We start from the raw sequence: 14,450 nt of genomic DNA on the forward strand, positions 1-14,450 counted from the left end.
CCTCACTCTCATGGAATCGCGGAACGATTTCCTCGGAAAGCGAAATGCTCTGGAGTATGATCGGATGATTCCGAACGGCTCTATTGATATTCGGCCACCTGTAAAAGCTGCTAGGATAGAATCGTGAATGTGACGCATGATCACATAATCATGCGTCAATATTCACAGTCAGAACAGGCCGACGAATGACTGATAATACTGCTGCAGCACTCTCATACTGCGAAAGCCGGCGTCGAAAATCAGTCGGTCAGCTTATTCACTTCATAGACGAAATTGCCCGTTTTCTTGAAAGCGTCAACGCGCTTCTTGTTGCGATCTTCCATGGCGGCGATGGAGATGCTCTGTTTGGCGAGCTCCTTCGGGCTATGCCGGGGGTCGAATTTCGTACCCGCGATCTTGGCGGGGAAACCCGGTTTCGGTTCCCAGCAATTGCCCGGCGCGACGCAGGTTTGGCCATCATAAGCAGAGGCTTGCGTGGAGATAGCGGTGAGCCCGCCACCGATGATGCAGGAAAGTGTAACAACGCCGGCAATTTTCTTGAGCATGATTTCCTCCCGATCACTGATTGTTCCGAGGGGTGACTGTGCCCCAGGGACATTCGGCATGGTTCTCCATGACGAATAGGATGAAATAGGACGACGGTGTAAATTGCCTCGCTGTTGCCTTAGCGCAAGCACATGCCGCCCTTCATTGGATGTTGAATCAGATTATTGGAACGATATTATTTGTCATTCTGTGTCGTGACGGAGCGTCCGGAGCAGAGGCCTGGCGCATTCTCGGGGATCTCGGCCTCATGCGGATTGTATGACGAAAAACTGGCCTTTTCCTGATCCGTCAGCCATGGCGCATCGTCGACGCCATCCTTGTAAAGATGACGGACCCAGGCCATGACCTGCAGAATTTCATCCAGAGACAAATTTCCGTATTGCGGACCCATTTGCGCCTGGGCTCCGCCGAAAATCGTCTCGAACAGACCCTGATCGGTCATGTTCTTCGGATAGGTCCAGTAATTATCATTGAGACCGGGACCAATCTTGCCTTCGGCGAGATGGCCGTGACATCCTGAACATGCGGTCAGAAAGATTTCCGACCCGGTGCGGAGACAGCTTTTGTCTGAATTGTAAGGATTATGGCCGGTCGCCAGAAATTTCTTGACGCCTTCCGTATCGCGACCCTCGGGGAGCGCGTCGGAAAGATCGAGCGGCTGACCCGTTACCGTGTTGCGGAGGTCGAGAGTCGTCGTTTGCGTCAAGGCCGCGGCGCTGATCGCGGTCGCAAAGAAACCAAAACTCACGCTTCTCAGGAAATTCTTTTTATTCATCGTATGTCCAGACCACTTGTCCCAAATTTTACCGCAGGATTGTCGCATGTCTCTCAGGTGCCTTTGTGGATGACCGGCACGCCTTCATCCGTGAGGATTTTGAGGATTTGAGGCCTGGCCTTTTCAAGCCCGGCGTTGACGGCTTGCAGGAGAACATTGTCATCCTTGCGGATACCTATGGATTGATCATATTGAAACGCCATAGGGGAGCCATCGCTGCGCAAGACGTCTTCCTTGATGACAGCCATGCGCAAGGGGGTTGTGGAATTCTTTATGTAGCGGCCGACCTCGGGGGCGAAGGCAACGGCGATATCGGCATTGCCCATCACGACTTCGCTAACGAGCCGCGCAGGTGGAATTTGCGTATATTGATTGCGTGGAGACCGGAAATTAACCAGTGAATAGAGATAGGCCATGTTGTCTTCATATTTGCCGATCTCTTTCAGCATGACTTCTCCCGGAGAGCCGAAGGATACGGCGATATGTCCGGTTTTCAGCAGACGTTGATCGTGCCATGAATCGACATCGAGATCTTGGTCCGCCCGCGAGATGAAGACATAGCTCGAACGATAATAAGGGAGGCTTGTCTGCACACGCTGATCGCCACTGTCGATGCCAATGACGACATCGCAGGCTTTTTTGTCGAGATAATCGCGAACAAGATAGATCGCCGGCTTTTCTGACCAGACGAAGACTGGCTTGCGATCCATGGCAGCGGCCAGTGCAACCGCGATACGGTTTTCAAAGCCGGTCCCATCTTTCATGGAATAGGGTGGTTCATTCTGGGCGGCGCAGATTTTAAGCTCGTCTTGCGGGACTTCAGCCAGCGCTTGACCACCCAGGGTCACGAAGATCAGACCGTTGAAAAAACTCTTGAATAACCGGCGATGACCGCGCATGGCTTCGGCTCCTTGGCTTATCGCGTCCTCTCGTGCAATGCTTTGCCCCGAATCACCATCAAAGTTCATGGTGTGATGGCGTTGGAGCGGTGCATCGAGGGACGAATGTCGTTCCCTCATCCTGCTTCACCCGTGCCTGCCGTTCTCTGCCGCAGGACGACGGTGCGGATTTTCTTGATTTTTTCTGAACAGGACGTTTCGTCGATTGCCGCGTGGCGCGGGCATGGGTCTGTGCCACGTGGCAATTGTGCTTGAGATTATTATTTTGAGATTATTATTTATTGGCGGCGAATTCGCCGACTGTCAGGTCATCAAAGGGTCCCTTGCCATCGAGCGAGAAGACCATGACGCCGCCACCCATCTGTGTGTAATGGGCGAGTTTTTTGAAGGCACCGACCGCACCGAGACCGGCCGTCGGATCCTGGAGGTCGAAGACGAGACCGACGCCCGGCCATCCGCCAACGCCATAATTGATGGCGACGAATTGTGTGCCTTTATGAGTATAGGTGATCGGATAACCGATGACGCCGGAAGGAAGCTTGAATTTCCACAGAAGTTCGCCGGTATCGCTGTCACGTGCCTTGATGTAGCCGTCAAGCGTTCCGTAGAAGACGAGATTTCCGGCGGTCGCCAGCGTGCCGCCCCATACGGCGAAACGCTCCATCTTCTCCCATTTGAAATTGCCGGTGATGGCATTATAGGCCTTGATCTGGCCTAGACCCTCGAAGTTCTGGCGGTCGCCTTTGGGGCCTGGATACATATTCAGTGTCGCACCGACGAAGAATTGTCCGGCGCGATAGGGCAGCATGAAGGGCTCCCAATCCATACAGATATGGTTGATGCCCATGAAGAACAATTGTCTCTTCGGATCGTAAGAATCATGGCCCTGGTTGTGGTAGCCCATGGCCGAGGGGCAGACATCCCGCGCGAGATGATCCATCCGCGTGCCGAATTCGGGATCGCGCACAGGCGTGCCGGATTTCAGATCGACTTTCTTGAACACATTGACGGTGTCGTCAATCTTGTTGGCCGATACGAGATCGCCATTGGTACGGTCTAGCGTATAGACGATGCCGTTGCGATCCGGATGCGTCAGCAGCTTACGCATCTTGCCGCTCGCATCTTTCTGGTCGGACAGCATCATGACGTTGACACCGGCATAATCCCATTCGTCATGCGGAGTCTTCTGATAGCCGAATTTGGCTTCGCCCGTATCGACGTCGCGGCCGAAAATGGTCATTGTCCATTTGTTGTCGCCTGGACGCATGGTTTCGTTCCAGGGCGCGGGATTGCCTGTGCCGAAATAGACGAGATTGGTACCGGGATCAAAGGCATACCAGCCCCAGTTGGTGCCGCCACCGATCTTCCAGGCGTCGCCTTCCCAGGTGGCGAGGCCGAGGCCCTTCTGGCCATAATGGGCGTTCTTGATGTTGAAATCCTTGGCGAGCAGCAGATCCTCATCGGGACCGGTCGCATAAGCACGCCATTTCTGCTCGCCGGTGCGGACATCATATGCGGTTACGTAGCCGCGCACGCCGAGTTCCGCGCCGGAGGAGCCGACGAGAACGACATCCTTGACGACATAGGGGGCAACCGTCAGAGTCGAGCCGACCTTGATGTCGGAATTTTCCATTTTCCAGAAGGTTTCGCCCGTATTCGCATTCAGGGCGACAATATGACCATCAAGCAAAGTCTTGAGAACCAGCGGTGGCGTTTTGTTGTCACCCGGCCAATAAGCGAGGCCACGATTGACGACATCGCAGCATGCAACGGCACGCGCCGCGGGATTTTGCTTGGGTTTGTCTTCCCAGAGAATCGTGCCGGGATCGTCGAGATCAAGTGCGAATGTGGTGTTGGGGAATGGCGCGGAGATGAACATCTTGCCATCGACAACTAATGGCGCACCCTCGTGTCCATTGAGCACACCGGTGGAAAACGACCAGGCCGCCTTGAGGTTTTTGACATTATCACGGTTGATCTGCGTCAACTGGCTGTAATTGTCGGAATTATAATTTTTTCCGGGCATTACCCAATTGTCGTCACTTTGCGACAATTGGTTCAACTTATCGTTCGCTTGGGCGGGGCTGCCCCATCCACCTTGGAGAACAAGGATTAATGCGGCCGCCGATGCCGCTGCGGACAATTTCTTCATAGCCGTCCTTCTCGTTCCTGCCCTGTGTGGCTCCAGATTTTTTGCGACTTCCGCACTGGATACCATATTCATATTCGATGTTTGTGCGTCGATTGCAATCAGCCTTTATGCGTATCCATATACTTGTTGTTTTGAATACATCTAAAAGACTGAATGGAAAATTTCCCGCATCGGCGGGAATTTTGAGAATGTTCAGCAAGTTGGGGATAAAGACCGGTGATACAAGATCGGCCGGGCCATGGATATGACAGTGACGCATCTGTCATATCCATGGCACATACGATTTTACCAAGAAGACTTGCCGAAGGAGAAGTTAATTTGTTTATATGCTCACAACTTGTCGTGAGGAATTTTTTCCCGTCGGTGTGGTTCATTCATATACGAGCGATCGCAATGATGTAACCGTACACTCTATGACTCTAGCAGGCGTTTGCCATGCCAGCGCAGATGGTCTTCCATAAAGGTCGAGATGAAATAATAGCTGTGATCATATCCAGGCTGCAGGCGTAGCGTCAGAGGGATTCCAGCTTTTTCACATGCCGCCTTTAGCAGTTCGGGCCGCAATTGCTGTTGGAGAAACTGGTCCGCCTCGCCCTGATCGACGAGAAGGTCACGTATCCGTGCGCCGTCCTCGATGAGTGCGACGGCATCGTGTTTGCGCCAGAGTGTCTTGTCGGCGCCAAGATAGCCCCCGAGCGCTTTCTCTCCCCAGGGAACCTGACCGGGCGCAACAATTGGCGCGAAAGCGGAAACAGACCGGAACCGTTCCGGATAGGTGAGGGCGATGGTCAGGGCACCATGGCCACCCATTGAGTGGCCGGTAATCGACTGCCGTCCGGTATCAATCGGAAAATGCTCGGCGACGAGCGCGGGCAGTTCCTGGGTGATATAGTTCCACATGTGATAATTGCGGGCAAAGGGCTCTTGCGTCGCGTTGACATAAAAACCCGCGCCGAGGCCGAAATCGTAGGCGCCTGCGGGATCATCGGGAACGCCTTCGCCGCGTGGCGAGGTGTCCGGCGCGACGAAGATCAGGCCAAGTTCGGCACAGACCCGGCGAAACTCGCCTTTTTCCGTGACATTGGCATGTGTGCAGGTCAATCCGGAAAGATACCAGACCACGGGCAGCCGGCTTCCCTGCGCATGCGCGGGAACGAAGACGGAAAAAGTCATATCCGTCTTCGTGGAACTTGAAGCGTGGCGATAGACGCCCTGTGTGCCCCCAAAGCTCCGATTTTCCGAAACGGTCTCAAGACTCATGTGGATCCCTGCTGAATAGATGCCGATCGTCCAATGCCAGGAAAGCGATTGTTCAGGCAGATTTGAGTGTTCCCGAATTTCCCGATTGTTGATGCGGAAAATTCGGAAACTTCGCGGGCTGGGGAGAAGGAGCCGGGGCCGAAACGGGAAATGTTCGGATCTCCGGCTCCAGCTCTTTTGCTAGCCCGGATTAGTCGGCGGTGAAGCTGTAGACGGCAAGCTTGTTGCCGTCGAGGTCGCGTACATAGCCGGCATAGGCATTCGGCGCCCAACCACGTTCGCCAACTGCACCTTCATCCTTGGCGCCAAGGGCGAGGGCCGCCTCATGGAAGGCCTTGACGGCGGTGCGATTGGGGGCGCGGAAGCTCACGGTGACACCGTTGCCGACCGTTGCCGGTTGCCCATTCGCGGGCTTGAGCACGAAAAATGAGGGTGAGCCGTTCTCGCCCCAGATCGAGCCGTTATCGCCGAGATCGGCCGAGCGCGTATAGCCCAAGGTTCCGAGCACCTTGTCGTAAAATTCGCGGGCTTTGCCGAGATCATTGGTGCCGACCGTCACATGTGTGAAAATAGTCATGTCTACTCCCTTTAAACTACGCGCAGACGATGCCGCGTCGTTTCGTCAATCCTGGCACTGCCGCCGGAATTGCATTTCTGAAAATGTTGCCGGAACGGGATGCGATGGTTCGTATCCGTTCGACCTTAGGAAACCGGGCAATGGGCAGGAAGATGCATCACACAACAAAACAACGTGAATGATTCCTACTCGCGCCACGGTGCAACAGGTGATCTGCCGAGACCTTGTAAAGCGCGATATGCGTGGTCAGCCAGAGCGGGATGATGGGAAGGGGCTATAACGGAATCTTCGGTTTCGTCTTGACGATTGCGTGGCCCGGACCGTTCCTGACAGGGATCCGTTCTCTTGTCGGCGTCCGGTGCAAAGCTACGCCTTGTGGCGGCCCTGCGAGAGGGATTTCGACCGCATTTTGCTCGCGCATCCAGGCTCAAGGGACCGGCATCCAGGGAGCCGGCACCGACTTCTCTCATTGTCGCTTCCACCCACCATTAATTTTTTCTATTGTGCTTCATGGATTGATCGACAAAAAGGGCGTGTCGTGCAATTCATTATTGCCGTATAGGGATAATGGAATGAGCCGTTGGGATGGCATTGACGAATTCGTTGCGGTCGCGATGACCGGCAGTTTTGCGCGTGCCGCCAAGGCTCTGGACGTCTCGACATCTCACGTCAGCCGGGTGATTGCCCGCCTTGAAAGCGAATTGCAGGCCCAGGTTTTTCTCCGCACGACGCGCGCCGTCACGCTGACAGAAACCGGGCGGGCGCTGGCGGATCAGTTTCAACGGATCATTCATGAACGTGATGAAGCCTTTGCCATGGTCTTGGGCGGCGGTGAGCCTCAGGGCGAGTTGCGACTGACCTGTTCCAGCGCCATGGGCGAACGTTTCGTGGCACCGATCGTGCGCCGCTATGCGCAGGAAAATCCCAAGCTTTCGGTGACGATCGATCTGACCAATCGTGTCGTCGATCTCGTCTCCGAAGGTTATGATCTCGCGATCCGAACGGGCCAGCTTGCGGATTCACGGCTCATCGGATCGCGCATCGCCTATCGCCGGCTTTATCTTTGCGCGGCCCCCACCTATCTCGATCGCGTCGGACGACCGCAGACACTTGCCGATATCGCTGACCATGAATGTCTGATCGGCACTGTCTCCACATGGCATTTTCATGTTGATGGGAGCGACCAGGTGTTCCGTCCCAAGGGGCGTTGGCGCTCGAATAGCGGCATCGCAATCGTCGATGCGGCGGTCGCCGGCATGGGCCTGTGTCAATTGCCGGAATTTTATGTGCTGCCGCACATTGCCTCCGGCGCCCTTGAAGTCGTGCTTGACGACATGCGGGCGAGTGACGAACCGATCTGGGCCGTTTATCCGCAACGCCGTTTTCTTTTGCCGAAGGTCCGCTGTCTTGTCGCCCGGCTACGCGCTGAATTAGGGCCTGCGCTGAATTCCTGCGATGAGGTTGAGCCGGACGAAGACCTCGCTCTCCCGCCGGAGGTCGAGGCTTGATTCCTGTCCTTCTCCCCGTTGCCGGCCGCAGGCCGGCATAGTCACGATCGAGATTCGGCGGCGGGCCGGCATAGTCGCATCTCATATCGGGGGTTAGGCCGGTACATTCGCAGCTTCCTGGCTCTCCTCGAATATTTTCACGAGTTGGCGTGCCTCGCTGAATAGGGCTGCCGTCAATGGGATCATCGGATCGTCGGCGGAGACGACCAGCCCGATTGAATGCTGGACGACAGGATCGACGAGCGGGATAGAGACGAGGCCAGGGACATTGCCGAGCATGTTCGCGAGCTTGCTCGACATGATGCTGGTCCACGCTCCGGTTTGTAGATGTGTCATGAGTACGGTGAGGGAATCGGTTTCCAGCACGACCTTGTCGGGGGAGCGGTCGGTGCCCAGCAATTCGTCGATGATACGGCGATTCTGCATATTGGGTGACAACAGGCACAAGGGCAGGGACGCAGCCTCGTGCCAGGAGATCTCGCTGCGTTTGCTCGTCTCCGAGACAGAGGCTACGACGAGGCGATAATCCTCCCGGTAAAGCGGCAGGCTTTTGACGCGGCCGAGAGGCTCGTGATCGAGATAGGTGATCCCTGCCTCGATCTCTACTGCCGCGATCATTTCGCGTATCTGTGTTGATGCACGTCCGAGCACGGTAAAGCGGACATGGGGATGGCGTGCGCGGAACGGTGTCGTCAGCGCGGCGACGATCGGCAGGGCGGTGGGGATGGCCGCAATCCGCACGTGGCCTGTGAGGCCGCTGCGCAAACCCTGAATCTCGCGGCGCATGGCGCGCGTGTCGGCGACAATGCGGCGTGCCCAATCAAGGACGCGTTCACCTTCAGCGGTGAAGCCCTGGAAACGCGAGGCGCGGTTGACGAGACGAACACCCAAAATATCTTCGAGTTGTTTGATCGCCGCCGACAATGTGGGTTGTGTGACACCGCAAGCCTCGGCGGCATGGCCGAAATGGCCCTCGCGTGCAAGGGCGAGAAGAAATTCCAGTTTATCGATCACTGAACCGAATAGCCTCCCGTTGCCATTTCACCTCTTGCGGGTGAATTGCCGTGTTTGCGGCTTCCCATCAAAGTGCATTCTTCCTCACGAAAATGGAACAGGTTTTTGAATGAATGCGTCGGCGCCTTTCGTGTGAATGCATGGCGTTTCACTCCCTTTGAGACTGCCGCTCCACAGGCTGTTCCATGAGCCTTGTTGCGGCGGGAAGGGGGATGGCAGCGGCGAGGTTTTCTCCGCCGGTTCCGCTCCGTCGAAGGTCCCATAGTCCCTCATTGGGCTCCGAGGAGCGTCAAAGCTCCTTGTATTTTATAAACATATGAAAATAATATTGAATTTTAGATCATTCAATCGGGATAATGCTGTTTAATAGATAAATTAGTATATAGCAAGACTATATTGATAGAAATGTTCTATTGCAACACGAAACATCATTATTGATTGCCTATTGCTTGACGGACCATATTTCTTTCAACGCGTCCCTGGCGTGATTGGCGGGGAAGCTCGCGCTACGCCGGTTCTCCGTTTGGTTCGGGCAGCTCTTGAAACATAAGCGTTTTCAATCCATTTCGTATTGGTGTCCCGGAGAACCATCCTCTCGCAAGGATAATCAAAAGCAGGGACAAGCATTGAGAGGAAACCCTGATGGCGATTTACGAACCATGGGATGAAGCTCTGGCCGAAGCCATCGTCGAGCGACACAAGGATCGGGAAGGCGCCACCCTGCCGATCTTTCATGCGCTTCAGGAGGTGTTCGGTTGCGTTCCGGCTGAAGCCGTGCCGATGGTCGCCAGGGCTTTGAATTTGTCGCGCGCCGAAGTGCACGGCGTTCTGACCTTTTATTCGGATTTCCGGCAAGAGCCGCCCGGCCGGCACATCCTTAAACTGTGTCGCGCCGAGGCTTGTCAGGCGGCTGGCGGCGATGCGCTTGCAGAGGATCTCCAGCAACGGCTGGGTATCCGGCTTGGCGAAACGACTGCCGATCATCTCATGACCGCCGAACCGGTGTTTTGCCTCGGCCTTTGTGCGGTCGCGCCATCAGCGATGCTCGATGAACGTCCCGTTGGGCGGCTTGATGCAGCCAAGCTGGAAGCACTCGTCGCGGAGGCGCGCTCATGAATGCGCGTTGCTATATTTCTTGCGATGCGGCGTCGATCGCCATCGGAGCGGACGATGTTGCCGAAGCCCTGATGCGGGAGGCTGCGACGTGCAGCCTTCTGGTCGAGATCGTCCGGACCGGCTCGCGCGGGCTCTTCTGGCTGGAGCCGATGATCGAGGTCGAGACGGCCGAGGGCCGGATTGCTTATGGCCCGGTGACGGCGCAGGATCTTCCGGGCCTCATCGTGGCCGGCATGCTGGAGGGCAAGGCGCATCCTCTGCGTTTGGGTGAACCGGAGAAAATTCCTTATCTCGCGAAACAGCAGCGGCTTACCTTTGCGCGCTGCGGCGTTATCGATCCGCGTTCGCTCGATGCCTATTTCGCGCATGGCGGTTACCGTGGTCTGGCCCGTGCGATTGCGCTTGGCGCCGCCGCGACCGTCGAGGAAGTCGTTGAATCCGGTCTGCGGGGCAGGGGCGGCGCGGGTTTCCCGACAGGCATCAAATGGCGGACGGTCGCGCAGACACCACCCGGCCGAAAATATATCGTCTGCAACGCCGATGAAGGCGATAGCGGGACTTTTTCCGATCGCATGATCATGGAGGGGGATCCCTTCAGCGTGATCGAGGGCATGACAATCGCCGGGCTCGCCGTCGGTGCGACCTATGGTTATGTCTATATGCGATCCGAATATCCGCATGCCACGCAGACGATGAATGCGGCGATCAAGGCCGCGCGTCAGGCAGGTTTGCTCGGACCGGACCTTATGGGATCCGGCAACGCCTTTGATATGGAAGTGCGGGTCGGTGCCGGCGCCTATGTATGTGGTGAAGAAACGGCACTTCTTGAAAGTCTCGAAGGCAAGCGTGGCCTCGTCCGCGCAAAGCCGCCGCTGCCGGCGCATGTCGGGCTTTTCGGCTGTCCCACTGTCATCAACAACGTCATGTCGCTGGCCACCGTCCCGTTCATTCTGGCGGAAGGGGCGGCGACCTACAAGGATTACGGCATGGGCCGCTCGCGCGGGACAATGCCGATCCAGCTTGCTGGCAATGTCCGCCATGGCGGCCTTGTCGAAGTGGCGTTCGGTGTCACGCTCGGGGAACTCGTCGAAGGCTTCGGTGGCGGAACACGCAGCGGCCGGCCGGTGCGGGCGGTGCAGGTCGGCGGCCCCCTCGGCGCCTATTTCCCGGTGGAGCTTTTCGACACGCCCTTCGATTATGAGGCGTTTGCCGCCCGTGGCGGGCTTATCGGCCATGGCGGGATCGTCGTCTTTGACGACACGGTCGATATGCTGAAACAGGCGCATTTTGCGATGGAATTTTGCGCCCATGAGAGTTGCGGCAAATGCACACCTTGCCGCATCGGCTCGACACGCGGGCAGGAAACCCTCGACAAGATCCGTCATGGCGTCGCGGTCGAAGAGAATCTCTCCCTCATCGAGGATCTCTGCGAGACGATGAAGCTCGGCTCGCTTTGCGCGCTCGGCGGTTTCACACCCTATCCGGTGATGAGTGCGTTGACGCATTTCAGGGATGATTTCACGCCCGCCCCGATGCGTGAGGCGGCGGAATGAGCCTGATGACGGCCGAACTGTGGAGGAACCGCGGTTCGGCCGTTCTCACGTAAGGGCAAAAAGTTTCAAACGGCGGGCCGCGACGGACGGCCCGCATTATGGACCGCTCTTGGGACCGCACGGGGACACTCTTGGGACCATTCTGGCGCGTCCGGGAACCATTCGAGGAGACGCCAGCATGTCGCTTATCCAGGAGATCGATTACGGTACGCCGCCTTCCAAATCCGAACGTCAGGTGACGCTGACCATCGATGGGACGGAGATCAGCGTTCCGGAAGGCACATCGATCATGCGTGCGGCCATGGAAATGGGGACGCAGATCCCCAAGCTCTGCGCTACTGATTCCCTTGCGAGTTTCGGCTCCTGCCGGCTCTGTCTCGTCGAGATCGAAGGCCGGGCTGGAACACCTGCTTCCTGCACGACTCCCGTTGCGGCCGGCATGGTCGTGCATACGCAAACGGAACGCCTGGCCCGTCTGCGCAAGGGCGTCATGGAATTATATATCTCGGACCATCCGCTCGATTGTCTGACCTGTTCGGCGAATGGCGATTGTGAATTGCAGGATATGGCCGGTGCCGTCGGCCTGCGCGAAGTGCGTTACGGCATGGAGGGCAGCAATCATTTCGCCAAGGATTCGGATCTGCGCCTGCCGAAGGATGAGTCGAATCCCTATTTCACTTACGATCCTTCGAAATGTATCGTCTGCAACCGCTGTGTGCGTGCCTGCGAGGAAGTGCAGGGCACTTTCGCTCTGACCATTTCCGGGCGTGGTTTCGAAAGCCGCGTGTCGCCGGGGATGAACGAGCCCTTCCTCCAATCTGAATGCGTCTCCTGCGGCGCCTGCGTTCAGGCCTGCCCGACCGCGACCCTGAACGAGAAATCGGTCATTGAAATCGGCACGCCGGAACATTCTCTCGTCACGACCTGCGCCTATTGCGGCGTCGGCTGCTCCTTCAAGGCCGAAATGCGCGGCAATACACTCGTACGGATGGTGCCTTGGAAAGAGGGCAAGGCCAATGAGGGCCATTCCTGCGTCAAGGGCCGTTTCGCCTATGGCTATGCGACGCATGAGGACCGTATTACCAAGCCGATGATTCGCGCCAGCATTGAGGATCCGTGGCGTGAGGTGAGCTGGAGCGAGGCAATTGACTATGCTGCCTCCGAATTCAAGCGCATACAGGCGAAATACGGACGCGACGCGATCGGCGGCATCACCTCGTCCCGCTGCACCAATGAAGAAACCTATCTCGTCCAGAAATTGATTCGCGCCGGCTTCGGTACTAATAATGTCGATACCTGCGCACGCGTGTGTCATTCGCCGACCGGCTATGGTCTCAAGATGACGTTCGGCACCTCGGCTGGCACGCAGGATTTCGCTTCTGTCGATGAAAGCGATGTCATTTTCGTGATTGGCGCCAATCCGACCGATGGCCATCCGGTCTTTGGTGCGCGCATGAAGAAGCGGCTGCGGCAGGGCGCGCGTCTGATCGTCGCCGATCCGCGCCGCATCGATCTCGTGCGATCGCCGCATATCAAGGCGGATTATCATCTTCCGCTCAGGCCCGGTTCCAACGTCGCTTTCATCAATGCCCTGGCGCATGTCATCGTCACCGAAGGATTGGTCAATGAAGCCTTCGTACGGGAACGGTGCGATTGGGCGGAATTTGAAGCCTGGGCACGATTCATCGCCGATGACCGTCATTCACCGGAATCCGTCGAGTCCATTACTGGGGTTCCGGCCGCAGAGATGCGGGGGGCGGCGCGGCTCTATGCGACCGGCGGGCGCGCGGCGATCTATTACGGTCTCGGCGTGACCGAACATAGCCAAGGCTCGACCATGGTCATGGGCATGGCCAATCTCGCCATGGCGACCGGCAATATCGGTTACCGCGGCGTCGGTGTGAATCCGCTGCGTGGACAGAACAACGTCCAGGGCTCCTGCGACATGGGGTCTTTCCCGCATGAGTTTCCTGGCTACCGCCATGTCTCGGACGATTCGACCCGCGCGGTTTTCGAGGCACTCTGGGGCCGGCATCTGTCTGCGGAGCCCGGCCTGCGCATTCCCAACATGCTCGATGAAGCGGTCGGCGGACGCTTCAAGGGTCTGTATATCCAGGGTGAGGACATCGCCCAATCCGATCCGGATGTGCAGCATGTGACGGCGGGTCTTGCCGCCATGGAATGTGTCGTCATCCAAGATATATTCATGAACGAGACGGCGAAATATGCGCATGTCTTCCTTCCGGGTTCTTCCTTCCTCGAAAAGGACGGAACCTTCACCAATGCGGAACGGCGTATCAACCGTGTTCGCAAGGTCATGCCGCCGCTCGCCGGTTATGCTGACTGGGAAGTCACGATGATGCTGGCGGAAGCCTTCGGCTATCCGATGCATTACAAACATCCGGGCGAGATCATGGATGAAATCGCCGCGACGACACCTTCCTTCGCCGACGTCTCTTACGCCAAGCTTGACGAGATGGGCTCGGTGCAATGGCCCTGCAACGAAAACGCTCCGCTTGGCACGCCGATCATGCATGTGGGCAAGTTCGTGCGTGGCAAGGGGCAGTTCATGCTGACGGAATTCGTCGAGACCGACGAACGCACGTCGCGTAAATTTCCGCTGATCCTCACAACCGGTCGGATTCTCGCGCATTATAATGTCGGCGCTCAGACGCGGCGGACTCCGAATACCGCTTGGCATCCGGAAGACGTCCTCGAAATCCATCCTTTCGATGCCGAGAGCCGCGGTCTCACGGATGGCGATCTTGTCGCCATCGAGAGCCGCGTCGGCATGGTCACGCTGCATGCGAAGATCTCTGATCGTATGCAGCCCGGCGTGGTCTATACGACGTTCCATCATCCGATGAGCGGCGCCAATGTGATCACAACGGATTATTCGGATTGGGCGACCAATTGTCCTGAATATAAGGTTACTGCCGTGCAAGTTCGAAAGACCAATAGGCCGAGTGAATGGCAGGAAAGGTTCGTCGAACATCACGAGAAATCGACCCGTATTCTCGAGAGTGCAGTGACCGAAGCGGCGGAGTAGA

General features: G+C 56.9%; 11 protein-coding genes. 4 read left to right on the forward strand and 7 right to left on the reverse strand.

From position 1 onward, the window contains the following. Positions 1–239 precede the first annotated feature (239 nt). The 6 genes from DL88_RS15650 to DL88_RS15675 form a co-directional block, all read right to left on the reverse strand. On the reverse strand, positions 240–545 hold the full coding sequence (locus DL88_RS15650) for a methanol dehydrogenase [cytochrome c] subunit (protein ID WP_084705230.1): 306 nt from the start codon (positions 543–545) through the stop codon (positions 240–242). A 176-nt stretch (positions 546–721) separates the two neighbouring features. Beyond that, positions 722–1,321 carry a cytochrome c(L), periplasmic gene (moxG, locus tag DL88_RS15655; RefSeq protein WP_034998147.1) on the reverse strand — a complete coding sequence of 200 codons (600 nt, stop codon included), beginning with the start codon at positions 1,319–1,321 and terminating at the stop codon, positions 722–724. Between the two features lie 53 nt (positions 1,322–1,374). Continuing rightward, the gene (gene moxJ / locus DL88_RS15660; RefSeq protein WP_034998150.1) at positions 1,375–2,220 is read right to left on the reverse strand and encodes a methanol oxidation system protein MoxJ; all 846 of its coding nucleotides are present in this window, start codon (positions 2,218–2,220) and stop codon (positions 1,375–1,377) included. A gap of 274 nt (positions 2,221–2,494) precedes the next feature. Further along, positions 2,495–4,372, reverse strand: coding sequence for a methanol/ethanol family PQQ-dependent dehydrogenase (locus DL88_RS15665; RefSeq protein ID WP_034998154.1), 1,878 nt, complete (start codon positions 4,370–4,372; stop codon positions 2,495–2,497). 411 nt (positions 4,373–4,783) lie between these two features. Continuing rightward, positions 4,784–5,632, reverse strand: a complete 849-nt coding sequence (gene fghA / locus DL88_RS15670; protein ID WP_034998159.1) for an S-formylglutathione hydrolase — start codon at positions 5,630–5,632, stop codon at positions 4,784–4,786. A 190-nt stretch (positions 5,633–5,822) separates the two neighbouring features. Next, on the reverse strand, positions 5,823–6,209 hold the full coding sequence (locus tag DL88_RS15675; protein WP_034998162.1) for a VOC family protein: 387 nt from the start codon (positions 6,207–6,209) through the stop codon (positions 5,823–5,825). Positions 6,210–6,781: 572 nt separating this feature from the next. Between DL88_RS15675 and DL88_RS15680 the strand changes: the two genes are divergently transcribed. Next, the gene (locus DL88_RS15680; protein ID WP_051956060.1) at positions 6,782–7,717 is read left to right on the forward strand and encodes a LysR family transcriptional regulator; all 936 of its coding nucleotides are present in this window, start codon (positions 6,782–6,784) and stop codon (positions 7,715–7,717) included. Between the two features lie 93 nt (positions 7,718–7,810). Here the strand turns inward: DL88_RS15680 and DL88_RS15685 are convergent, their stop codons facing one another. Further along, positions 7,811–8,731: a LysR family transcriptional regulator gene (locus DL88_RS15685; protein ID WP_034998167.1), complete on the reverse strand. Its 921-nt coding sequence runs from the start codon at positions 8,729–8,731 to the stop codon at positions 7,811–7,813. A 642-nt stretch (positions 8,732–9,373) separates the two neighbouring features. Here DL88_RS15685 and DL88_RS15690 point away from each other — a divergent pair. From DL88_RS15690 to fdhF, 3 genes are all read left to right on the forward strand, one after another. After that, positions 9,374–9,847, forward strand: coding sequence for a formate dehydrogenase subunit gamma (locus DL88_RS15690; protein ID WP_034998170.1), 474 nt, complete (start codon positions 9,374–9,376; stop codon positions 9,845–9,847). Then, positions 9,844–11,400 (forward strand): formate dehydrogenase beta subunit, encoded by a 1,557-nt coding sequence (locus tag DL88_RS15695; RefSeq protein WP_034998174.1) that lies wholly within the window; start codon positions 9,844–9,846, stop codon positions 11,398–11,400. Before DL88_RS15690 ends, DL88_RS15695 begins: the two co-directional genes overlap by 4 nt. Positions 11,401–11,578: 178 nt before the next feature. Then, positions 11,579–14,449 carry a formate dehydrogenase subunit alpha gene (gene fdhF / locus DL88_RS15700; RefSeq protein ID WP_034998179.1) on the forward strand — a complete coding sequence of 957 codons (2,871 nt, stop codon included), beginning with the start codon at positions 11,579–11,581 and terminating at the stop codon, positions 14,447–14,449. Position 14,450: the final 1 nt, after the last annotated feature.

This window comes from Beijerinckia mobilis (assembly GCF_000745425.1).
Taxonomy (GTDB): Bacteria; Pseudomonadota; Alphaproteobacteria; order Rhizobiales; family Beijerinckiaceae; genus Beijerinckia; species Beijerinckia mobilis.